The organism is Streptococcus cristatus (assembly GCF_963529205.1).
GTDB classification, from domain to species: Bacteria; Bacillota; Bacilli; order Lactobacillales; family Streptococcaceae; genus Streptococcus; species Streptococcus cristatus_O.
This window is the reverse complement of sequence record NZ_CAURYF010000021.1, coordinates 1-23,289: the sequence shown is the minus strand read 5'-3', so window position 1 is coordinate 23,289 and position 23,289 is coordinate 1. Positions and strand designations below refer to the sequence as shown.

Below are 23,289 nucleotides of genomic sequence, written 5' to 3'. Positions count from 1 at the left end.
CTCTTTTCTTCGAAAGATAATTCTTCTATTTTCTCTTTAAATAAACTGCTTCCGATTTTCGTTTAAAGCCTAATCTTTCATATAGCCTCAGGGCACCTGTATTTTGAGCTTCTACTACGATTTGACAGACTTGTCCATTTCGGCTAGCAAGGTCATTCAGTATAGATCTGACTAGGTGACTCCCTAAGCCCTGTCCCTGAAAGGTCTGATCCACAGCTAAGGCAAACAGATAATTACTTCCAAAACTTGTATCCACCGAGCAAGACGCCACAATTTGACCGTCTTTTTTTAGGACATAGAGCAGGCTATCTGTGCTCTCCAGCGCTTGACTGGCATAGTGAAGTGCAGTATCCATCGGCATTTCAAAAATCTGCGACTGAAACGCTGCAATCTCCGCAATCATTTCCTTTCTCCCCAGTAAAACTTCCACGCCTTCCTTGTCTTCTTCAGGTAAAGTTCCTGCAGCCTGCTCCAGCCAGATTTCCGTTTCTTTCAGATCACAGTCAAACTTCTCAGCAAAGGTCGGATGGTCTGCTAAAAACTTGACTTCACTGATGTATTCGATTTGGGATAAATCGTATTTCTCTGCAATTTTGGAAAATTCCTGCAAAAGAGCGCTCGCTATGCCTTGTCTGCGATAGTCGGGCAATACATAGACAGATACCTCTGCTTGCCCCGGCTCATCCGCATAAACCGATAAAAAACCGACCGTTTGATGATCTAGATTGGCCAGAAAAAAGGCTGGCATATCAACATCAAAATTATAGGCATTATCCAGATAAGGAAGACGATAGGTCCCATCTGTAACGTGGCAGTTTTGAACCAGCTCAAAGAGCTGATCCTTGATTTCCTGACTAGGCTTGCTATAAATCTGTATTTCCATCATTCTCCCTCACAAACTTTTATCAACAACACATGTAATTGTATCTGTGCTACTCCAACTCACTCAGATACTCATAGCGCTCATACTTTTCAAGAAGCTGCTCATTCTTGTCATCCAGCTCCTTCTGAAGTTCCGATAGCTTGGTAAAGTCCGAGCCGTTCTGCTCCATTTCCGTCTCAATGGCGGCGATACGTGTCTCCAGCTCCTCGATATCCGCCTCGATGGTCTCCCACTCTTGCTTTTCAAAGTAGCTCATCCGCTTCTTCTGTTCCCGCGCCTTGACTGGCTTTTCCTTTTCTTTCTTTTGGGAAATAGCTGCGCTGGATTGTCTAAAAGCCTTTTCATCCAGATAGTCCGTGTAGTTGCCAAAGAACTCTCTGACCTGTCCATCTTCAAAAGCTAAAATCTTGCTGGCTACCTTATCTAGGAAATAGCGATCGTGGCTAACTGTGATCACTGGCCCTGCAAAGCCCTGTAAGAAATTTTCTAAGACCGTCAAGGTTGCGATATCCAAATCATTGGTTGGCTCGTCCAGAAGCAGGACATTGGGCTTTTCTAGTAAAAGCTTGAGCAGGTAAAGCCGCTTCTTTTCACCGCCAGACAATTTCTCAATCAAAGTACCGTGGCTTGAGCGAGGAAAGAGAAATTGCTCCAAGAGCTCAGCAATGGATGTTGTGCCACTCCCCGTCTTAACTTCTTCCGCCACTTCTTGCAAGTAATTGATGACCCGCTTGGACTCATCCAGCCCTTCAATCTGCTGAGAAAAGTAAGCTACTCGGACTGTCTCGCCGATTATGACCTGACCAGACTGAGGCTGCAACTGACCAGCAATTAGGTTAAGCAGGGTAGACTTACCCACTCCATTATCTCCGACAATGCCCAGTCGATCTTTATTTTGCAGCAAGAGATTGAAATGCGACAAAATCTGCTTGTCTCCGTATGCAAAATCCACATCCTGAAACTCGATAACCTTCTTTCCAATACGGCTGGTTTCAAAGTTCATCTCTAAGTCCGTCTGATTGGTCTGGCCAGCCAAGTCACTTTTAAGGTCATGGAAACGATTGATACGTGCCTGCTGCTTGGTCGCCCGCGCTTGAGGCTGACGGCGCATCCAAGATAACTCCTGCTTGTAAAGCTGCTGTTTCTTGTGGAGCAGGGCAGCATCGCGCTCATTCTGCTCAGCCTTGAGCCGGACATAGTCCTGATAGTTGCCCTGATACTCTATCAAGTTTCCACCGTCCAATTCAAAAATCCGCGTGGAAATATTGTCCAAAAAATAGCGGTCGTGAGTGATAAAGAAGACCGTCTTCTTTGAATTTTTCAGGAAATTTGTCAGCCATTCAATCGTATCAATGTCCAGATGGTTGGTCGGCTCATCCAGCAGCAGCAAGTCTGCTTCAGAAAGCAAAACCTGCGCCAACTGAACCCGCCGGCGTAGACCACCAGAAAGCTGGCTGATTTTTGCTGCCAAATCCGAGATACCGAGCTTGGATAGGACGGTTTTTACCTGACTCTCAATCTCCCAAGCATGCAGCGAATCCATTTCTGCCATGACCTTGTCCAGACGAGCTTGCTTGGCTTCATCATAAGCTGCCATGAGCAGTTCGTATTCTCGAATGAGCTGCATTTCTCGCAAATCACTGGACAAAACAGTATCCAAAACCGTCTTTTCTTCATCGAAGTCTGGTTCCTGAGTCAAATAGGAGATTTTATAGTCAGATTTTGCTGAAAAAGGATGGACATCACCATCAAAGCCTGATTTGCCAGACAAGACATCTAAAAGGGTGGTCTTTCCTGTCCCATTGACTCCAATCAGTCCAATCCGATCTAAGTCGTGAATGATAAAAGAAATCTCTTGAAAGACTGTCTTATCCCCGACAGACTTAGTCAGCTTTTCAACGATAAAGTCACTCATCCAACTTGCTCCTTAATAAAGTTCATTATCTCTTCCTTGCTATTTAGCAATTCTCCGTCGACAATGGCCAATTCAATTTTAGTCAGGATTTGTCCCAATTCTGGTCCGGGTATAAAGCCATAATCTCGAATCAAATGACTACCCGTCACCACAATCTCATGTTTATCATGAATGGTCAGAGCAGCATGTGTCGCTTCAATAGCCTCAAACTCAACTGGCAAGCCTGCTGCCTGTCTTAACCTCTCTGCCTGCAGAATCAAATCCAAATCATACTGATAGCAATCACGCTTAGAAAGACTCCGTTCCTGCCGAATCTCATAAACAGCTACCAACTGGTTCACTCGCTTTTGAAAGTCATTGGACGTTTTCCAATGCTTCAAGAACTTACGAACATCTTTTACCTTCAAAGCTAGCAAAAGCGCAGCCCAAGCCTGCTCGGAACTAGAAAATTGAAAATCTTCTTCTAAACCGTCTAATAATTCCTGCAAAGCCTCTGCTGAATGTTTCATATCAGGCAGAAAGTCGTAGGCAGCAGCCTTGATCAAGCTCTCCAGACCTTTTCGCCAGAAAGGTGCCATCAGGAGCTTGTCAAACTCAATAAAAATCCGTTCTACCGATATCTTCTCCAAAAGCGGCGCACAGTCTGCCATAGCCTGAAAGGTCAATTCTTCCAAATCAAAGTCTAAACCAGCCTGAAAACGAAAGCCCCGCATGATACGAAGGGCATCTTCATTAAAACGCTCTGCAGCCACTCCGACTGCCCGAAGAGTGCGATTTTCCATATCTGCCAGACCGTTAAAGAGGTCCACAATCTCCCCCTCTTGGTCTAAGGCAAGGGCATTGATAGTGAAGTCCCTACGCTTCAAATCCTCTTCCAAAGAGCGCACAAAAGAGACATGACTAGGTCGGCGATAGTCCACATAGACATCCTCAGTCCGAAAGGTCGTTATTTCGTATTCTCCCTGGCCTTCCAAGACCAGCACCGTTCCATGCTCAATACCGACATCAACAGTCCTAGGAAAGATTGTTTTGATTTCCTCAGGATAGGCCGAACTGGCAATATCCACATCGTGAATCGGCCGATTCAACAGAGCGTCTCGTACAGAACCACCGACAAAATAAGCCTCAAAACCAGCCGCTTTAATCTTCTCTAATACTGGCAAAGCCTCCTGAAACTCAGAAGGCATCTTCTCTAATCTCATAGTAAATGTTCCAATCCATAGACCAATTCAGAGCGCTTGACTACCTCTTTGATACCCAGATTTACCCCAGTCATAAAGGAAACCCGATCATAGGAGTCATGCCGCAAAGTCAGTCCCTCTCCTTGACTACCAAAGATAACTTCCTGATGGGCCACCAAGCCAGGCAAACGTACTGAGTGAATCCGCATGCCGTCAAAGGCTGCCCCACGGGCACCAGCTAATGATTCTTCTTCATCAGCCGCTCCCTGCTGCTTGCTCGTCCGAACTTTGCTGATCAATTCAGCTGTCTTGATAGCCGTGCCACTCGGTGCATCCTTCTTGTTGTCATGATGCAGTTCGATAATTTCCACATCTGGGAAATACTTGGCTGCTTGGGCTGCAAATTGCATAAGCAAAACGGCTCCCAGAGCAAAATTCGGGGCAATCAATCCACCAAGACTCTTTTGACGCGATAGTTGGGTCAAGTCTTCAATCTGCTCAGACGTGAAACCAGTCGTTCCGACCACCGGAGCAAAGCCATTCTCAAGAGCAAAGCGAGTATTTTCATAAGCCACTTTGGGAGTCGTAAAGTCAATCCAGACATCCGCCTGAAGACCAGCTAGTTCTTCTTTAGTATTGAAAACTGGAACTCCCGCTACTTCCTTTTCATCCGTAAAAGGATCTAGTAGACCGGCCAAGGTCAACTCAGGATCTTCTGTTACCATCTTATAGGCTGCTTGTCCCATCTTTCCCTTGAAACCAGCGATAATGACTTTTATACTCATCTAGAACCTCTCTCTATTCTTGACTAACCGCTCTGCAAAACTCTAGACCATCAGAATGTAGGCCAAAGCGACACTACCCTCGCCCAAGTGAGTTCCAATCACACTACCGAAGGTAGCAAGAGGAATATCGTCCGCTATGCCAGCCTCTATCAGCTGCTGGCGTAAGCTTTCCGCCTTCTCTTCAGCATTCCCATGAATCACCATGACCTGATAAGAAGCAGAGACAGTTTTTTCCTCCACCACTTCAATCAATCTCTTAATCGCTTTCTTTTCTGTCCGAATCTTTTCAAAGACTTCAATGACACCTGCATCGTTAAAATACAGAATCGGCTTGATACTTAGGAGATTTCCTAAAATAGCTGCGCCATTGGACAAGCGACCGCCCTTAACCAGATGATTGAGATCGTCAACCATGATAAAGGCGCTGGTTCCATCAATTTGCTGCTGAATCTTGATCAAAATCTCTTCAAAATCCTGTCCTTCAGCAGCCCAAGTCAAAGCATTTTCAACCATAACCCCCAGCGGAGCACTGGTGATTTTTGAATCAGGAAAAGCGATTTTCAAATCAGGAAACTCGTCCTTGAGATACTGGATATTTTGATAAAATCCTGAAATTCCACTGGATAAAAAGAGCCCTAGTACATGCGTGTAATCCTCACTGGCAAGACGCATCAACGTCTCCTCCAATTCTGCCACACTAGGCTGACTTGTCTTTGGCAATTCATCTGCAGCAGCCATTTTTTCATAAAACTCACTGGCTGTCAGATTTTTTCCTTCCACATAAGTTTCTCCAGCAATCACTACTGGAATATCGAGCACAAAAAGATGGTCATTTCCACGAAGGCTATCCGGTAAAAAAGCGGACGAATCCGTTATAACCGCTAATTTCATCATTAGAACTCCAAATTAATACCTGGTAAATCTAGCGCAATCTCCGTCACTTCATAAGTCAAGCGATTGAGCATGGTCAAGCAAGGACGCGCCAATTCTTCCACTTCTTCATGTTCAAACTCACTAGGTTCCTCTACCAAACGTCCTTGAATATGATTTGTCTGCGTAATCGTTCCACTGATCACAAAACGATCAAACACAATCATGAAAGTCAAAATCACAATCATGGATGTTGAATTCTTTTCTTCATTTCTTTCAATCAGCTGAAAATTCACGTCAACTTTTGTTTCTGGTGTTCCATTTTCTTTTTCCCATTCAAAATTGCGTGCATCAAAATGATACTGGCTGACAAATTCTTGTTCACGTTGTAATTCCATTACTATTCTCCTAAAAATATACGATAGTCCATTATAACATAATTTGATGTATCTTTCTAGCGATAATTATATTCAGAACTTTATTCACTAGGAGATGGTAACGGATTCTCGCAAAGTCTGAAACTGATTCTGGGCGTAATTCCTCCATACTTCCAAATACTCGCTCGTCTCGCCTGCTTCTCTACGCTTAAAGAATAGATTAAATAAAAATCCAACAAAGCCTGGATAAGATTGTATCCTTACCAATTGGCAACTCGAAGAAGTCAAAGGAATCACTTGACAATTTAAAATCGAATGCAGAAGAGAGTGTCTCGCATGTATCTCAATCCAAAAGGCCTCTTCATTGACCTCGCTTATTTCGCAAGACATTTTTACCCCTTCTTTTGTCACAATATCGTATTTTCTTCCTTCGTAGAAAAAGTCGTCTCCGCTTTCAAAGTAAATGGCTTGATTTGTTGACAAACTAGGGAGCCATCTATCCATCATTTTCAATGCTTCCCAAGCAATCTCTGCTTTCATATTCACAACTAACTTATCTGTATATGTTTTCATGATCTTATCCCATCTATTCAAATTATGGCAAAAAGAGGCTGGTACAAAAGTCCTAGCCTCTCAATTGTCTTTGGATTGTCGAGCAAGACGCAGTGGTTGAGTGGGCCCTACTACGCTGATTTCATCAGCCTTTGCAGCCCTACTCAACTGTGCGGAGGTGGGACGACCAAATCGAATTCTAACCAATTACCGATTTCTGTCCCACTCTCTTTCACCTATGTTTTATTTTTCCAGTGGTTTACGCAAATATCCGAAAAGAATACCACTGACAACTGCACCAATCAAGACATACACAAGGTAAAGTATTGGGTTGTTAGTCAAACCGATGACAAAGATTCCTCCGTGAGGAGCCATAAGTTTGATGCCAGATAGACCGACAAGTGCACCTGTAAGAGCTGAACCTACGATAAAGCTTGGGATTGCACGGGCTGGGTCAGCAGCTCCAAAAGGAATCGCACCTTCTGTGATGAAGGAAAGCCCCATGACGATATTTGTCAAACCTGAATCACGTTCTTCAGTAGTAAATTTATCTTTGAAAAGTAGAGTTGCAACAAATACTGCAAGCGGTGGAACCATACCAGCTGCCATAACCGCTGCCATGACTGGAGAACCACCAGTTGAGACAGTGCTTGCCAGCGTACTTGTACCAAATACATAGGCTGCTTTGTTCACTGGTCCACCCATATCGACTGCCATCATACCACCGACCAAGAGACCGAGAAGGACAGCAGAGCTTCCGCTCAGACTTGCCAAGAAATCGTTGAGGGCTGTATTGATTGCTGACATAGGGATATTGACTGCCAGCATAAGGAATCCAGTCACAAGAACACCAAGAAGAGGCAAGAGCAAGATGGAGCGAATACCTTCAAGTGAGCGAGGCAGACTTGCAAGTAATTTGCGAAGGACTAAAATCACACCACCAGCTAAGAATCCACCGACCAGAGCTCCAAGGAAACCAGATGATACACCCGCTAGAGAGAGTGTCTTCTCACCACCCGCAGCATAGGCAACACCACCAAATGATGCGCCACTGCTAGCAATTGCACCGGCTACGAAACCAGAAACCAAACCAGGCTTTTCAGCGATTGAATAAGCGATATAACCAGCCAATACTGGCAACATGAAGCCAAAGGCTGCACCACCAATTGCCTTAAATTGAGCCGCAATTTCATGATAGCTTCCCAGATTAGAAAGCTGATCCTTTGGCACACCTAAGATCTGATCCAACAAGAAGGCAATGGCAATCATGATTCCGCCGCCAATAACGAATGGCAACATTTGAGAAACACCGCTCATTAAGTGCTTGTAAAAAGCTCCACCCAAGCTAAGTTTTTCATTGCTGCTAGCTACTGCAGCACCACCGTTAGCAGCCTTGTAGACTTCGGCATTGCCAGAAAGAGCCAGATTGATCAATTCTTCTGTCTTGCGGATACCGTCTGCAACTGGGCGACTGATTAAAGGTTTGCCATCAAAACGATCCATTTCAACAGCCTTGTCTGCTGCGATGATGACTGCTTTAGCTTTTTTGATGTCTTCTGCTGTCAGTTTGTTGCCAACACCGCTAGCACCATTAGTTTCAACCTTGATACCAACGCCCATTTCAGCAGCCACTTTTTGAAGAGCTTCTTGGGCCATGTAAGTGTGAGCAATTCCTGTTGTACAAGCTGTAACAGCTACGAGGAAGTCTCCTCCCTCAGTTGCAGGAGCAACAGTTGCTGGTTCAGCTGCCTTTTCAGACGCTTGGTCAAAAAGAGCAATAACTTCGTCTGGTGAAGATACTTTGCGCAATTTGTCTGCAAAACCGTCTTTCATCAAGTATTGAGACAATTCTGCCAAGGCTGCCAAGTGAGTATCATTGGCACCTTCTGGAGCTGCAATCATGAAGAAGAGGTCTGTTGGTTGCCCATCCAAACTTTCATAGTCAACACCCTTGTTTGACTTGGCAAAGAGAACTGTTGCTTCTTTGACAGCAGAGTTTTTGCTGTGAGGCATAGCAATTCCCTCACCCAAACCAGTTGAGGTCAAGGCTTCACGCGCCAAAATGCCTTCTTTAAATGTTTCAAAATCCGTCACATAACCGTGATCCACTAAGCTTTTAATCATCTCTTCAATGGCAGCTGTTTTTTCATTTGCCTGCAAATCCAGCAACATGACATCTTTTCTCAATATGTCTTGAATTTTCATCGTTTTTCTACCTCAACTTTTTCATATGTTTCTTTAATAAATTCCGCTGTTGCCAAGTCATCCGAGAAGGTAGTTGCCGTTCCGCAAGCCACTCCCCATTTGAAAGCTTCTACTGCGTCTTTCGATTTGACAAATTCACCGGTAAATCCAGCGACCATAGAGTCACCAGCACCAACTGAATTTTTTACTGTCCCTTTGATTGGTTTAGCGAAGTAAGCTCCTTCAGATGTGACAAGGAGGGCACCGTCCCCAGCCATAGAGATGATGACACTTTGAGCACCTTTAGCCAACAATTCTCGAGCATATTTCTCGATTTCATCTAAACTTTCAAGTTTCACTCCAAAGATAGCTCCAAGTTCGTGATTGTTTGGCTTGACCAAAAGTGGCTGGTAATCCAAACTATCAATCAAGGTCTGTCCTTCAAAGTCACAAACCACTTGTGCCCCTGTCTGACGAGTCAAGGCAATCAGGTCCTTGTAGATGACATTTCCTAGATTCTTGGCACTTGAACCAGCAAATACAACTGTGTCTTCTGCTGTCAAACTAGATAAAATAGCTTTCAATTCTTCTAACTGAGCTGGTTCGACAGTTGGACCCGTTCCGTTGATTTCTGTTTCTTGGTCTGCTTTGATTTTAACATTGATACGAGTATCTTCTGCCACTTGAACAAAACGAGTTTCGATTTCTTCTTTTGCCAAGGCATCTGTGATAAATTTACCAGTAAAGCCACCGATAAATCCAGTCGCTGTATTTGGAATATCCAAGCGTTTCAAGACACGACTGACATTGATCCCTTTCCCACCAGCAAACTTATCATCACTGTCCATACGATTGACACTACCGACTTGAACTTGGTCCAAGCGAACGATATAGTCAATGGATGGATTGAGTGTGACTGTATAAATCATGCTTCTATTACCTCCGTTTTTTCTTTAATCTTTTGAATCACTTCAGATTCAGTTTGGTTTGTAATGAGCTTTGCGCGCGATATTGGGGCCACTTTTGCAAAAGATGTATTGCCCAACTTTGAGGCATCAGCCAAAACATAAGTTCTCTTAGCATTTTCAAGAATAGCGCGTTTCACTGCTCCTTCTTCCATGTCTGGAGTTGTGAAAAATCCACTGTCAATTCCATTCATTCCGATAAAAGCCTTGTCAAAATTCAGCTGGCCGATTTGATTTAGAGCGACACCACCAATACTAGCATCCGTCGAGCGTTTTACCACTCCACCAATAATCACTGTGGGAATGTTGCGCTCCACCAACTTAGTCGCATGATGGATAGAGTTGGTCACCACCGTCACGCTCGGATCGTGCAATTCATTGACTAAGAGTTCATTGGTCGTCCCTGCATCAATAAAAATAACATCGTATTCTTGAATCAAGCTGGCTGCTTTTTGAGCGATCCTGGTTTTTTCTTGAATGTTTTTGATAGATTTTTCTTGGTTGCTTTCTTCCTCCTGCAAAAAGTGAAGACTCTCGGCACCACCATGCACACGCCTCAACTTCCGCTCGCTTTCAAGCTCATCCAAATCTCTTCTAACAGTTGATTCTGAAGTGTTTAAAGCTTGTACCAGATACTCTAAAGACACAAATTTATCTTTGGTAACTTTTTCGAGAATCAGCTGCTTTCTTTTCGACTTCAGCATAGAATACCTCCTCTGCAATCGATTACAGTTCTATTATACAAGATTAAATTTCAAAGTCAAGTATTTTCTATCATTTTCTGTCATTTTCTATCAAAAAAATCATTTGTTTGGATATAGAAAAAAGAAGCCTGTTAGACTTCTTTTAATTCCTCTATTACATTGAACTGATATAGACAAGAAGGATCGGTAAAAAGGCAGCAAGCACACATAAGATTGAAAATACCCAGAACCAGACTGATTTAAGAGCTTGCCTATATGTACCTGGCTGAGATCTATTTTCAGCAATATAAGCTTTAATTTTCGACCTATTTAAGATGAGTACAATCAATACTACCGTTGTTCCTGAAGTCATTAATCCATAATTTATGAGATTCACGATACTTTCTGGGATATAGTTGGTCAGAAAATCAAGTCCTTCTGCGATGACCAAATTATTGAAAATATGGAAGAAGATCACCCAGAAAATGGAATATTCAAAAGCGATGTAACCAAATCCCAGACCAATCATAGCAGCAAAATAAAGCTGATAGAGATTTTCATGAAACAGTCCAAAAAGGAGAGCCGTCATGACAATGGCAAATACTTTTCCGTGCTTTTCCAAAGCTCGCAAGCCTGCTCCTCGAAAAATAATCTCCTCCGTAATCGGTGCCATGATCGTTGTATAGATAAACATGGTGATTGAATGAGAGCTAAAATCTTGTGATAAAATCTCAGAAAGATCCAAACCAAAGAGCGACAAAATAGCATTCATGATTTGACTTGTCACAGTGCTAAACAGCTGAGAGAAAAACAAGAAGCAAATCATGAAGAAGAAGACTTTGGCTGTCATTTTTTTATTTTTCTTGCGCAAATCTCGCGTGAAAAGCTGCTTGCCCCTGAAAATAGTGAAAATAAGCACTCCCACACAAGAAGCGATAATGTAGGAACCGCCATCTTTATCCATAAAACTTTTTACAAATTCCTCAGTCTTACCTATATCAAATCCCTGCTGAAAAAGAACAAAGAAATAGGAAAAGACAGTATAAAGTATTACAACCACTAGCATCACGATAGAGTAAGTGAAGCAGCTTGCTGAAAATCTCCCCAAATCTTTCTTCGGATTTAAAGGCTCAGGTAACGTATTCATAAATTCTCCTTTGTTATTATTAGCTACGAGTCTTTCTACTGAAAAAATACAAACTTAAAAAGATTCCCTCGTAAAGAAGAGCAAAAAGAATAAAGGCATGCATGAAAAATTCTTCTGGTAGAATCCAAATGACTGGATCCTTAGCTGGGTCAAACAACCAGGTGCTATCACCAACAAAAAGAACTTGATGAAAGAGAGTGAAAAAATTGTTAAAACCAATCAGGAAGACCAGTCCTGCTAGAATAAGTGGTAAAAGACAAATTAACAGAAATACTCGTTTGTAGAGACCTAAAAATCCCTTTTTAACTACATTTTTGACAAAGAAAATCAAAGCTGGCACAGTTATTAGAAAAATAGCTTGCGCCAAGTGAAAAAGATACTTGACCGCTTGAAAATGATGCAGTCCTGCTTCTGACGAGCGAAAATCTGGCATCGCCAACTTTTGATTAAAAGGATTGGTCAGGTAATCCATCAAAATATTAAAATTATACTGGATGGTCTCTGCTTTCAAATACACCTTATCCGGCAAGTTAAAATAAGAAATCTCTATTGGGTATAAGAGACAAGCCAGGTAAATAGTTAGCAGGATAGCTACCGCCAGCAAGCACAAAACGCTAGCTGAAAATCTTACTTTATCACGCATCAAAGTCCCACTCCGCTAGACTAGACAAGACATGTGTCGGTTGGATAGGAAGGTTTTGCACCTCTTCTGGCAGGGTAAATCCCGTCGTAACCAAGAGAGTAGGAATGCCATTGTCGATTCCCGCTCGAATATCTGTCAAATAGTTATCGCCCACCATGACCACTTCCTCACGCGCCAGTCCTAGATGCTCAATCGCTTTTTCCATGATAATGGCGTTAGGCTTGCCAATAAAGGTGGGCTCAATCCGAGTAGCTGCTTCCAAGAGGGCATTGATAGCACCAGCTCCCGGCTGCAGACCTCTCTCCGTTGGAATATTGAGATCAGGATTGGTCCCAATAAAGTGGGCACCTTTTTGAATGGCCAGAGTCGCTATTGTCAGCTTCTCATAGTCCACTTCCCAGTCAAGGCCCACTACTACATAGTCAGGATTTTCTGTATCCTCTATATATCCAGCTTCTTCAATGGCCTGTTTAAGTCCGACATCACCGATGACATAGACTTTTTTGCCCAGATTTTTCTCCTGCATATAGTCAATAGTCGCTAAAGTTGCTGTGTAAATAGTCTCAAGCGGCGTCTCAATGTTGAAATTCTCAGCCAACATAGTCTGAACAGCTTCTGGCGTGCGCGTAGTGTTATTGGTCACGAAAAGATAGGGAATGCTACGCTTCTGCAGCTCGTGTACAAAGGCCTCCCCTGCTGGAATCCGACTCTTTCCCTTATAAATCGTCCCGTCTAAATCAATCAAATATCCTTTATAAGTCATACATACTTTCTAATCTTTTTCAATCTCTTGCCAAGTGATTATAGCTTGCGCATTGACATCGCCATCACTAGAAATCTGGTGCGTGCTCTGCAGACCATCTAGTTCATAGCTAGAAGCAATCATGCCGCCTGGTCGAACTTCCTTGACATACTTCAGGTTGATTTTCTGAGGAATATGCTGGGTAAGGAAATCTGCCCCCATGACCTCAAAAATCCAGTCCAGATACTTGCTATTGTTGACATGCCCATTCATATCCAAGTCGTAAAAACGCACATGATAGTCCTTGCTGACAGGATTTTCCAAGTTTGGATACTTGGGACCGCGCAGCAATTTCTTAGAAAAGTCAGACTGGTAAGGTGCAACAATTTCAGGCTCGACAGCGTGAACCTTGCGGCTATCTCGATCCATAAGGACAAAGGTCGCCATCATTTGGATAATGGCTTTACCCGCCTCATCAAAAATCGTGAAGCGCCGGTAGCAAAAGAGCCGATTGTAAGTCAATGCTTCTGTCTCAATGGTGATTTCCTCTGCAAATCGTGGTAGTCGTGTCACATCAATATCATAGTCCGTGATAATCCAGACTAGATTATACTGCTCCAGCATGTCCTTGTCGCTGACGCCGAGCTCAATCGACTGCATGCCTGATACCTGCAAAGACAGTAAGATGACATCAGGCAGCTTGATATGGCCGTTCATATCCGCCATATCAAAGGGAATTTTCATTTTCATTTGATAAGTTAAGCCCATGATTTACTCCAATATAAATTTCTCAGCAACCGTATCGCCCAAAAAGAGGCCCTTCTTAGTCATGCGCACGATGTCTCTGTCTGGCACTAGCAAGCCCTGCTCAGTCAACTCAGCCACAACAGCACCGTACTGGTCCTCAAAGGAAAGACCGAATTTTTCCTCAAAGCGTTTTTTGGAAATACCTGACTTCTTTCGAAGCCCCAGAAACATCTCTTCTTCCATCTTTTCATGCAGCGTCAGCACTTCTTCTTGCACACGGGCATTGCCTGCTTCCACCGCCTGCAGATAATGACGAATGGGGCCGTGGTTTTTATAGCGAACACCATTGACATAGCCAGATGCTCCAGCTCCGATACCATAATATTCAGCATTGTCCCAGTACATGAGGTTGTGACGACTCTCAAAGCCTGGCTTGGAAAAGTTGGAAATCTCATAATGCTCAAAGCCGGCCTTTTCCAGCTCAGCTATAATGTATTCAAACATCTCCGCTTCCAAGTCTTCCTTGGGTAGAGGCAACTTTCCTCGCCGCATCCGATTCATGAAGACCGTATGATTTTCCAAAATCAAGCTGTAAAGGCTCATGTGAGGAATGTCCAGAGCAATGGCCTTGGCTACATTGGTTTTTACATCTTCCATGGTCTGCTTGGGTAGGGCATAAATCAGATCAATCGAGATATTGTCAAAACCCGCTTTTTTGAGATTGGCAATATTCTCGTAAATGTCCTTTTCCGAGTGACTGCGACCAATTTGCTTAAGCATGCGGTCATTAAAAGTCTGGACGCCCAGCGAAACCCGATTGACAGGCGAGTCTTTTAGTACAGCAATCTTCTCCTCATCCAAGTCCCCAGGATTGGCTTCAATGGTCAGCTCCTCAAGATAAGACAAGTCTAGCTTGTCCGTCAGCTTCTCCAGCAAAAAAGCCAACTGAGGCGCCGATAGAGCTGTCGGGGTCCCTCCTCCAATATAGAGGGTACGGAGCTTTTTGATATCGTAAGAATGATATTCCTCAATCAAATGCTCCAGATAAGAATCCACTGGCTGATTCTTTATAAAAACCTTGGAAAAATCACAGTAATAACAAATCTGAGTACAAAAAGGAATATGCACATAGGCAGAAGTTGGTTTAGTTTGCATAGTATTTATTATAGCATAAAATTAGCGACAAAGCCCTCTTGGAAAATAGAATAAAAAAACTCAAGAAATAGAAAAATTCCTTGAGTTAATGTTGAAAGAGCATCTGTTCAAGTAGATCAGGGATAAAGCAACTGCTGAATCACTAAAACATGGCTCTCTTCCACACCATATAAACTATGAAGTTCATTCGGCTCCATTGTCAGAAAACTTCCCGGTACCAATTGTACAGTTTCTCCCAGAGCAGTAAAATCCACTTTTCCTTCTAGACAGACAACTGTAACAAGAGCATCTGCGCTATGTTCAGGAATTTGTTTTCCTTTAGCAAGGTGCAAATGGCGGATGAGACGTCCTTGCTCTTCAACCGGAGTTTCAACCACATCAACATTTGGATCTATTGAGTAAAATTTCATCGTTTCCCCTCCTTTTCTTCATTTTAGCATAATTTTAAAGAATTCTCAGAATTTTTTAATATTCCTAATTGATACCTACAAAGTTAAAAAAATGTGGTATTTTCATCATGCTCTATTCGATCAATTTTCTTAGATATAAAAAGATTGAAGAACGTCATCTAAAATAGATCTTTTCTTCAATCTAGAAATTTGGTTTAAATTAAATTTCAAAATCATTGAATTCCATAAGCTATACTGATCTGGATTTTAGCAACTCCATTCTGCAGGCTGATTTTGTCAATGCTAAACGGACTCTGCGGCAGAGAAAGAAGGAAACTATCTCCTTCCGTCGTGATAGTCGAATTAGAGGTCTGCAGTTGCTGCTTCAGCATGCCAGTCACCCAAGATTTAGGGATAGGAAGGATGCCTAGCTTGGCACTATCGATTGTGATGTATAAGGCACTCCCCTTCACTGTCACATCCACCTCTAGATCCAGTTTACTGTCAATAAAAAATAGCTTAACCGGATACTGAATGCGCAGCTTATTGCCTTCAATACTGTAAGCACTGTTCAGCAGCTCCTGATTATCGCTATCAGTCAGCGAAGACTTGAGAAGCTGATTAAGCTGGACACTGTTTAGAGAGACTTCTGTGCTGACTCCCTGAGCCGTTACATTGGCATTACTCAAAGTCGGCTCAATCATACTTTCCCACGAAGTATTAGCTTGAATGTTTTTTAATTGCTCACTTGGATTGATGGAGGAAGAAACTAGAAACAGCACTGCTGCAAGCAACAGCACCAAGACAATTCCTACCAATCTTTTGATCAATTTCATTTTTGTCTTCCTTTACCTTGAGAAATCTCCTTAGCTGAAAATACAGAAAGGATTTATCTCATTTTACACTATTTTTACATTATTTTCTGTAACAAACAGATTAAAAGGCTAACAATCCTATAAAAAAGACTGGGACAAATAATCCCAGCCTCTTAGTCGCATATTGCCTGTATAACAAGAGAGTGGGACAAAAATCGGTAATTCGTTAGAATTCGATTTCGTCGTCCCACCTCCGCACAGTTGAGTAGGGCTGTAAAAGCTGATGAAATCAGCGTAGTAGAGCCCACTCAACCACTGCGTCTTGCTCGACAATCCAAAGACAATTGAGAGGCTAGGACTTTTGTCCCAACCTCTATTTTTACTTAATCACTTGTTGCGTTTTAGCATAGTTAGCTTCGACCGCTTCTTTTTCTGGTTTCCACCAGTCTTGATTGTCTGTGTACCACTTGATGGTCTCTTTGAGACCCGCTTCAAAGTTGGTGAACTCTGGCTTCCAGCCTAGCTCATCACGAAGTTTGCTGGCATCAATAGCATAACGCAAGTCGTGGCCAGCACGGTCGGTCACATGATCATAAGCGTCAGCTGGCTGTCCCATTTCCTTAAGGATGAGCTCTAACACTTCCTTGTTGTTCTTCTCACCATCAGCACCGATCAAGTAAGTTTCACCGATTTGGCCTTTGGTCAGAATTGTCCAAACACCTGATGAATGGTCATTAGTATGAATCCAGTCACGAACGTTTTTACCTTCGCCATAAAGTTTTGGCTTGATACCGCTCAGGATATTGGTAATCTGGCGCGGAATGAACTTCTCAATGTGCTGGTAAGGACCATAGTTATTTGAACAGTTAGAAATAGTCGCTTTGACACCAAATGAACGAACCCAAGCTTTGACAATCAAGTCTGAAGCTGCCTTAGTTGATGAGTAAGGCGAACTTGGATTGTACTTGGTTTCAGCTGTAAATTTCTCACCTGGTCCTTCCCCATGACCTGGCAAATCTTCACGCAGAGGCAGATCCCCATAGACTTCGTCAGTTGACACATGGTGGAAACGAATGTCGTATTTACGTGCTGCTTCCAAGAGTGTGTAAGTTCCGATAAAGTTGGTGTGGATAAATGGACTCGGGTCATTGAGCGAGTTGTCATTGTGGCTTTCTGCCGCATAGTGAACGATGGCATCAGCTTCAGCTGCCAGTTTATCTACCAAGGCTGCATCAGCAATATCTCCAACAACCAACTCAACGCGGTCGCCTAAAATTTCTTCAATATTAGCACGATTACCTGCGTAAGTTAGCTTGTCCAGCACTGTCACATGGACATCTGGAAAGTTATTGTAAACATAGTGGACAAAGTTAGAACCGATAAATCCAGCTCCACCTGTCACGATAATTTTTTTGTATTCAGTCATTGATTTTCTTGTCTCCAAAATAAAATTAGAATCAGGATAAATTTTTGCAACATTAAAAGAGCAACAGCAATTAAAAAAGCAGAAAATAGAATTCCCAAAAAGTTAAAGAAGGAAATGATAAAAATAAACATTCACTCTTCTTATAAATCTTCTTTTCTTAGAGGTTTGACATCCTTGAGTAACGGATGGTTCTTGTCTGCTTCTGAGACTTCTGCTGCTTCTAGGTTTTCCCACTGGATGCCTAGAGCTGAGTCTGCATAGTTGACAAAGGCATACTTCGGTTTGAGTTCCAAAGCCCAATAGTCATTCACCAGATAGCTATAGGAAACCGTGTCAGAAAGGACTTGGAAGCCGTTGGCTACGCCACGTGGCACAAAAATCCCCTTGCTGGCATCAATCACTGTCTGGTAGGTGTTGCCAAAGGTCTCGCCCTCACGCAGGTCTACCCAAGATCCCAGCACCTTGCCGTCATCTGCAACAGAGATGTACTTGTCCCAAGGCTCAGCATGAAGACCACGCAGGACATTTTTACGAGAAAAGCTGACATTATTTTGCAGTTTCCCTTCTGCAAAGAAGCTTTCAGGGAAGCCTAGCGGCAGCATTTTTTCCTTTTGGAAATTTTCCTTAAACCAACCTCGGTTGTCCCCACGCACGGGAATATCAAATTCTAACATTCCAGGGATTCCAGGAACCTCACGCGCTGCTAATTCCTTATCAAAAAATTGTTCTGTCATCTTCTTATGCTTCTCCAATCAAACGGAGCAAGTATTGTCCGTATTCATTCTTCTTCAACGGCTGCGCCAATTCGTGCACTTGCTCTTTAGTGATATAGCCCATACGATAGGCAATTTCTTCTAGATTTGCCACCTGAACGTTCTGCATACGCTGAACTGTTTCAATATATTGCGCTGCCTCTAGGAGACTTTCGTGGGTACCTGTATCCAACCAAGCAAAACCACGTCCCATGAGCTCAACAGACAAATCACCACGATCCAAGTAAGCCTTGTTAACATCTGTGATTTCCAATTCTCCGCGAGGACTTGGCTTGATGTTCTTGGCAATTTCTACGACATCGTTATCGTAGAAATAGAGTCCAGTTACTGCATAGTTAGATCGCGGCTGTTCTGGTTTTTCTTCGATGGAGATAGCATTCATATTTTCATCAAATTCTACGACACCAAAGCGTTCTGGATCCTTGACATGGTAGCCAAAAACAGTTGCTCCTTTTTCCTTAGCAGCAGCATTTTGGAGCATTTTACTCAGACCTGGTCCATGGTAAATATTATCCCCAAGAATCAGCGCTACATTGTCATCTCCAATAAAATCAGCCCCAATGATAAAGGCTTGTGCCAGTCCGTCCGGACTTGGCTGCTCAGCATAAGAGAGCTTGATGCCAAACTCAGAGCCATCACCCAGCAGATCCTCAAAACGAGGAAGATCTGTCGGAGTGGAGATAATCAAGATGTCCTTGATACCAGCCAACATAAGAGTTGACAATGGATAATAGATCATGGGTTTGTCATAAACCGGCATGAGCTGTTTTGACGCAGCGCGAGTCAATGGATACAAACGAGTACCAGAACCACCTGCAAGAATAATACCTTTCATATGAGTTTCCTCTCTTAATGTATTCCCTTTATTCTACCATTTTTGAAAGCGGATGTCATCCTTTTCACTATCTTTAAATAATGGTACATCCCCATGTAAAAAGCCCAGCCAAGAATGCCTGCATAACCACAGGCTGCGACCGTAACCAGTCCATAATTTCTCCTTATCCTCTAAAATCAATCATACAAAATCGTCTTGGTTTCCCCGATACAGTGTTTTTCCTCATTCCAGTAATGAATCCGCTCGAAAGAGCCTTTCCGCCAGTAGAGAGGCAAACGTTCACGTATGTCGTCCTGTATATCTATTTGGTCAAGTTCCGAAATCTTCCACCATTTGGGCTCCCCTTCATGATCGTTTCCCCTGACTTGTCCTTCAAAGGCAGTACAAAGAAAATCGTAATACACATACCGTTCTTTTTTACTCGGATTAGTGAAGCCTGAAATTCCCTTCAATTCCAAGTTTAGAGCAGTCAGTCCCGTTTCTTCTTTTAACTCGCGCATTGCAGCTTCAAAAAAAGATTCTGGAAACTCCACCTTCCCACCTGGTTGTATCCACCCTTTAAAGTTATCATGCTGGCGATTGAGCAATAGGATTTCATCATCTTTTTTTACACAAATATTGACCCAATTCAAAATAGTTTCTGTCATATCAAACCTTCTCCACATGGAACTAGTAACTCTAGGAAAACCGCGTTCATGATGCTTATACAACCACAAGCTGTAATTAAAAGCAAGCACCCCAAAAAACTTATTTCAACTCAGTATTGTTCATTTTGGATAGAAAATCGAACGATCTGATGATTTTGAACAATGACTTCGTATTTACCAAATCCAGAATACTTACTATGTTTACCGACACTAATGATCATAAGATAACGTGCATTTGGTAGCTTCGTTAAATCTAGCTGCTTTTGTAAAATCTGCTTGATTTTATCATCATTCTTCTGGTCTTGGCCAATACCAATGATAGATCCATCGTCTTGCTCCACGTTCAAAATTACCTTCATTTCAATGGCAAGAGCCTCTTTTTCCAACATGTCAGAAGTAGGGATTGGGTACAAGCCCTGCAAAGGCTGGCCTTCTGCCCGATTCTTTTTTATAAGAGCCTCGTATTTATCAATATTTGGTGCATCCTTATCTATCATAAAATCAAGGGATTCAAGATATAGTTTCTTCTTATCTGCCTTTGTAAAACTATCTTTTACAGTCTCTAAAGTTTCACTATAACCCGGACTCAGCTCAAGTCCCCTATAAGCGATACTAGGGAAAGCTTGATAAATTGCGTCTCCCTTTTCAAGCTGTAGGTCAATATCTGTTTTTCCATATTTCTCATCCCGCGAGGTGTAATACTCAATTCGGTCACCGATCTTAACCGTTTGCCCCTCAATTTCCTCAGAATATTCAGCTCTGATTAAATAACCAGCGAAAGAGGTATAGTTTTTATTGGCATCTAAAACTCTGACCGTTCCTTCAAAACCACTCTGCTTATAAGAGCGCTGAACAGCCTGTACCATTTCATATTTCGGCACTCGTACAAAAATCCCCCACATATCTATGAAACTCAGAAACATAGAGACGAGTGATATGGAAATAATGATCACCACACTAGATAGGAAACAGCCCAAAATACCGAAACCTATTTTCTTTTTTGGATTCTTTGCTAGTTCCTGATCTCCTCCATTATTTTGAGCAATAAGAGGATGTTGAGAACGACTTTTGTGTCTGGTAAATAGAATAAGTGAGATTGATATTAAGATTGATATTACTAGTAAAAGTAAAATGAAAAATATTATAATCATTTGTTTTCCTTAAGTGCCTTCTTCTCCACATAGCGCTCAATAGGATAGTCAGCTGGATTCAGCAGCCCTGCTTCTCCTAAAACCATCTGAGCCAATTGGCGTCCGATGAGCGGACCAGTTGTCAGACCAGAGGAGCCTAGGCCGCTGGCTGCGTAGACATGCGGTAAGTCTGACACAGCTCCAAAGAAAGGAGAAAAGTCGCTGGTATAGGCCCGCGTTCCCACGCGCTCGCCTAAAATCTCTGTAGTAGCCAACCTTGGCAAATAAGTTTCCGCTTCTTGCTGCAACTGATCCAGCATTTTTTTATCTACCGTCAAATCAAAGCCCTGATCATTTTCATGGCTAGCACCGACGCTGACCTTGCCCGCTAGAAAAGGAATGATATCCAGCTCGCCCTCAGGCATAACAACTGGGTAGTCGTCAGTCTGCTCAGACAGCTTGAAATCACGTAGCTGACCTTTTTGCGGCCGAATATCTGTCTCATAACCCAGTGGCTGCAAGATTTCTCCCAACCAAGCCCCCACAGCTAAGATGACACAGTCAAAGCTACGTCCGTCCACCAGAAGTTGCTCTCCTTCTACTGTCAAGCTTACCTTTTTCTCAACCAACTCTGCCTTGCTGGTTTTCAGAAGCGTCTCCGTCAAGAGTGCTCCCTCTACACGAGCACCACCGGAAGCATAGAGAAGTTGCTCAAAGCCTTGCAGGTCTGGAAATTTCTCCTGCGCTTCCTGAAGGCTGAGAAGACTCAAGTCCCCTATTAAGGGCGACTCTTCACGACGATTAGCAGCCAGATCATAAAGCTCCTTCAGCTTTCTCTCATCCTTTTTAAGCAGATAAACACCTGTCTGTTGGTAAAAGTCTGTCTGGATTCCAGCCGATTTCAGTTCCGTAATTAATTCCTGATAAAAATCAGCGCCCAGACGCGCCATCCTGTACCAAGCTTTGTTGCGACGCTTTGAAAACCAAGGACTGATAATGCCAGCGGCTGCCTTGGTTGCCTGCCCCTTGCCGTCATCAAAGACAGTCACTTCCACATCTGGGGATTTGGACAGATAGTAAGCCGCTGTTGATCCGACAATTCCAGCTCCAATCACTGCTACTTTTTTCATGTCGCTCCCTCTCAAATATGTCGGAAAGGATTGGTCGAAGCCTGACTAGCCAGAATCTCAATCTCCCAGCCCTCTTCTGCCTTCCAGGTATCAAGCTTTTCTTTTAATTTCTCCGTAAAAAGAACCTCGATATGGTGTCCAGGGTCCAGCGCCAAAAGTCCTTCTGTCAGCATTTCCTGAGCAGTGTGATAGTAAATATCACCAGTTATGTAGACTTGCGCTCCCTTGGCAATGGCCTCCGGATAAAAGGACTGACCGCTGCCGCCACAAATAGCTACACGCTCAATCACACGATTGAGATCCGCTTCTTCATAAGCGACCAGACGCACACTATCCAGTCCAAAAGTTGCCTTGACCTTAGCTGCAAAGTCCCCAAAAGTCTGAGGAGCAATCCTCCCCACACGGCCAATACCATGTTCTGGGCTTGTCTGACTGAGAAAACTTGTCTCCTCAATGTCCAATAGCTGGCAGAACCAGTCGTTGAGCCCGTCCTCCACGACATCAATATTGGTATGGCTGACATAGACAGCAATATCATGCTTGATGAGGTCTAGAATGATTTGATTTCGCGCCTTATCCGCCACTAGATCCTTGAGTGGCCGAAAGATAGGAGCATGTTTAACGATAATCAGTCCAGCACCTGCCTCAATAGCCTCCGCCACCGTTTGCTCATGAATATCCAATGCCACTAGAACCTTGTCCACTTCTTTGTCCAAGGTCCCGATTTGCAGGCCTGAAATGTCGCCCTCCATGGACAGTTCTTGCGGGCAGTAGGCTTCATAACGAGCGATGATTTCACTTGCTAACATAGAGTACCTCCTTGATAATTTCGATTTTTTGGGACATAGCAGAGCGTTCTAACTCATTTTTTTCTGGGATGTGGGCTAGAGCTCCTTCAAGTTTCTTCAGTTCTTTTTGCCATCTTAGCCGAAAAACAGGCGATTGCTGCTCTAGCAGAAAAGGTCCAAAGCGCTTTTCTTGCTCTGTCAAAGTTTGCTGGCCTGCTTCTGCCACTAGGATTTCATAAAACTTTCCAGCCTCTTCTAAGATATCCTCAGCCAGCAAACGAAAGCCGTTGGATACCAGCCAGCTGCGGAGCTCATCCTCTCGGTTATTGGGCTGTAAAATCAAGCGAGAAATAGACTCAAGCTTAGCTCTGCCATTTTCCAAAATCTCTGAAATCAAGCGACCACCCATGCCAGCGATAACGATGGTGTCAATCTGATCCTCCGCTTCCAAAGCTGCCAGACCATTGGCCAGGCGAACCTCAATCTGCTCCGTCAGTCCATGCTCTGCCACATTTTTCTGGGCAGAC

Annotated in this window: 25 protein-coding genes; all 25 read right to left on the bottom strand. The window is 43.2% G+C overall.

Going from position 1 to position 23,289, the window contains the following annotated elements:
- Positions 1-25 precede the first annotated feature (25 nt).
- Entirely contained in the window at positions 26-883 is an 858-nt protein-coding gene (locus tag RWS39_RS05960; RefSeq protein WP_314481422.1) for a GNAT family N-acetyltransferase, read from the bottom strand.
- Between the two features lie 49 nt (positions 884-932).
- Positions 933-2,798, bottom strand: coding sequence for an ABC-F family ATP-binding cassette domain-containing protein (locus tag RWS39_RS05955; RefSeq protein ID WP_314481389.1), 1,866 nt, complete (start codon positions 2,796-2,798; stop codon positions 933-935).
- A complete protein-coding gene (locus RWS39_RS05950) occupies positions 2,795-4,000 on the bottom strand; it encodes a CCA tRNA nucleotidyltransferase (RefSeq protein ID WP_314481387.1) in 1,206 nt (401 codons plus the stop codon). The genes RWS39_RS05955 and RWS39_RS05950 overlap by 4 nt, the downstream gene beginning before the upstream one ends.
- Positions 3,997-4,764, bottom strand: coding sequence for a 4-hydroxy-tetrahydrodipicolinate reductase (gene dapB / locus RWS39_RS05945; protein WP_314481385.1), 768 nt, complete (start codon positions 4,762-4,764; stop codon positions 3,997-3,999). Before dapB ends, RWS39_RS05950 begins: the two co-directional genes overlap by 4 nt.
- Positions 4,765-4,806: 42 nt before the next feature.
- Positions 4,807-5,655 carry a DegV family protein gene (locus RWS39_RS05940; RefSeq protein WP_314481420.1) on the bottom strand — a complete coding sequence of 283 codons (849 nt, stop codon included), beginning with the start codon at positions 5,653-5,655 and terminating at the stop codon, positions 4,807-4,809.
- A gap of 2 nt (positions 5,656-5,657) precedes the next feature.
- Complete coding sequence (locus RWS39_RS05935) at positions 5,658-6,032, bottom strand: DUF1149 family protein (RefSeq protein ID WP_015605101.1); 375 nt, start codon at positions 6,030-6,032, stop codon at positions 5,658-5,660.
- Between the two features lie 87 nt (positions 6,033-6,119).
- A complete protein-coding gene (locus tag RWS39_RS05930; protein ID WP_314481382.1) occupies positions 6,120-6,584 on the bottom strand; it encodes a hypothetical protein in 465 nt (154 codons plus the stop codon).
- A gap of 222 nt (positions 6,585-6,806) precedes the next feature.
- On the bottom strand, positions 6,807-8,768 hold the full coding sequence (locus RWS39_RS05925) for a PTS fructose transporter subunit IIABC (protein ID WP_314481380.1): 1,962 nt from the start codon (positions 8,766-8,768) through the stop codon (positions 6,807-6,809).
- Positions 8,765-9,676: a 1-phosphofructokinase gene (gene pfkB, locus RWS39_RS05920; RefSeq protein WP_314481378.1), complete on the bottom strand. Its 912-nt coding sequence runs from the start codon at positions 9,674-9,676 to the stop codon at positions 8,765-8,767. The genes RWS39_RS05925 and pfkB overlap by 4 nt, the downstream gene beginning before the upstream one ends.
- Positions 9,673-10,416 (bottom strand): DeoR/GlpR family DNA-binding transcription regulator, encoded by a 744-nt coding sequence (locus RWS39_RS05915; protein WP_390896046.1) that lies wholly within the window; start codon positions 10,414-10,416, stop codon positions 9,673-9,675. The genes pfkB and RWS39_RS05915 overlap by 4 nt, the downstream gene beginning before the upstream one ends.
- Positions 10,417-10,570: 154 nt before the next feature.
- Complete coding sequence (locus RWS39_RS05910) at positions 10,571-11,542, bottom strand: CPBP family intramembrane glutamic endopeptidase (protein WP_314481374.1); 972 nt, start codon at positions 11,540-11,542, stop codon at positions 10,571-10,573.
- Positions 11,543-11,561: 19 nt separating this feature from the next.
- Positions 11,562-12,185: a TIGR01906 family membrane protein gene (locus RWS39_RS05905; protein ID WP_314481371.1), complete on the bottom strand. Its 624-nt coding sequence runs from the start codon at positions 12,183-12,185 to the stop codon at positions 11,562-11,564.
- Positions 12,178-12,948 carry a TIGR01457 family HAD-type hydrolase gene (locus RWS39_RS05900; protein WP_314481369.1) on the bottom strand — a complete coding sequence of 257 codons (771 nt, stop codon included), beginning with the start codon at positions 12,946-12,948 and terminating at the stop codon, positions 12,178-12,180. Before RWS39_RS05900 ends, RWS39_RS05905 begins: the two co-directional genes overlap by 8 nt.
- Positions 12,949-12,957: 9 nt before the next feature.
- Positions 12,958-13,695: an acyl-[acyl-carrier-protein] thioesterase gene (locus RWS39_RS05895; protein WP_314481367.1), complete on the bottom strand. Its 738-nt coding sequence runs from the start codon at positions 13,693-13,695 to the stop codon at positions 12,958-12,960.
- Between the two features lie 3 nt (positions 13,696-13,698).
- The gene (gene hemW, locus RWS39_RS05890; RefSeq protein WP_314481365.1) at positions 13,699-14,829 is read right to left on the bottom strand and encodes a radical SAM family heme chaperone HemW; all 1,131 of its coding nucleotides are present in this window, start codon (positions 14,827-14,829) and stop codon (positions 13,699-13,701) included.
- 116 nt (positions 14,830-14,945) lie between these two features.
- On the bottom strand, positions 14,946-15,239 hold the full coding sequence (locus RWS39_RS05885) for a cupin domain-containing protein (protein ID WP_005590484.1): 294 nt from the start codon (positions 15,237-15,239) through the stop codon (positions 14,946-14,948).
- A 212-nt stretch (positions 15,240-15,451) separates the two neighbouring features.
- Positions 15,452-16,054, bottom strand: coding sequence for a hypothetical protein (locus tag RWS39_RS05880; protein WP_314481362.1), 603 nt, complete (start codon positions 16,052-16,054; stop codon positions 15,452-15,454).
- Between the two features lie 358 nt (positions 16,055-16,412).
- Entirely contained in the window at positions 16,413-17,459 is a 1,047-nt protein-coding gene (gene rfbB / locus RWS39_RS05875) for a dTDP-glucose 4,6-dehydratase (RefSeq protein ID WP_314481360.1), read from the bottom strand.
- Positions 17,460-17,599: 140 nt separating this feature from the next.
- Positions 17,600-18,193: a dTDP-4-dehydrorhamnose 3,5-epimerase family protein gene (locus tag RWS39_RS05870; RefSeq protein ID WP_314481358.1), complete on the bottom strand. Its 594-nt coding sequence runs from the start codon at positions 18,191-18,193 to the stop codon at positions 17,600-17,602.
- Between the two features lie 4 nt (positions 18,194-18,197).
- Positions 18,198-19,067 (bottom strand): glucose-1-phosphate thymidylyltransferase RfbA, encoded by an 870-nt coding sequence (gene rfbA / locus RWS39_RS05865; protein WP_061422743.1) that lies wholly within the window; start codon positions 19,065-19,067, stop codon positions 18,198-18,200.
- Between the two features lie 176 nt (positions 19,068-19,243).
- A complete protein-coding gene (locus tag RWS39_RS05860; RefSeq protein WP_314481356.1) occupies positions 19,244-19,714 on the bottom strand; it encodes an 8-oxo-dGTP diphosphatase in 471 nt (156 codons plus the stop codon).
- 110 nt (positions 19,715-19,824) lie between these two features.
- Positions 19,825-20,865 carry a hypothetical protein gene (locus RWS39_RS05855; RefSeq protein ID WP_314481354.1) on the bottom strand — a complete coding sequence of 347 codons (1,041 nt, stop codon included), beginning with the start codon at positions 20,863-20,865 and terminating at the stop codon, positions 19,825-19,827.
- Positions 20,862-21,974 (bottom strand): NAD(P)/FAD-dependent oxidoreductase, encoded by a 1,113-nt coding sequence (locus RWS39_RS05850; protein ID WP_314481352.1) that lies wholly within the window; start codon positions 21,972-21,974, stop codon positions 20,862-20,864. Before RWS39_RS05850 ends, RWS39_RS05855 begins: the two co-directional genes overlap by 4 nt.
- Positions 21,975-21,985: 11 nt before the next feature.
- Positions 21,986-22,783 (bottom strand): Nif3-like dinuclear metal center hexameric protein, encoded by a 798-nt coding sequence (locus RWS39_RS05845; protein ID WP_314481350.1) that lies wholly within the window; start codon positions 22,781-22,783, stop codon positions 21,986-21,988.
- A partial coding sequence (locus tag RWS39_RS05840) for a tRNA (adenine(22)-N(1))-methyltransferase (protein WP_314481348.1) occupies positions 22,770-23,289 on the bottom strand: 520 nt, incomplete at its 5' end. The genes RWS39_RS05840 and RWS39_RS05845, both read right to left, overlap by 14 nt.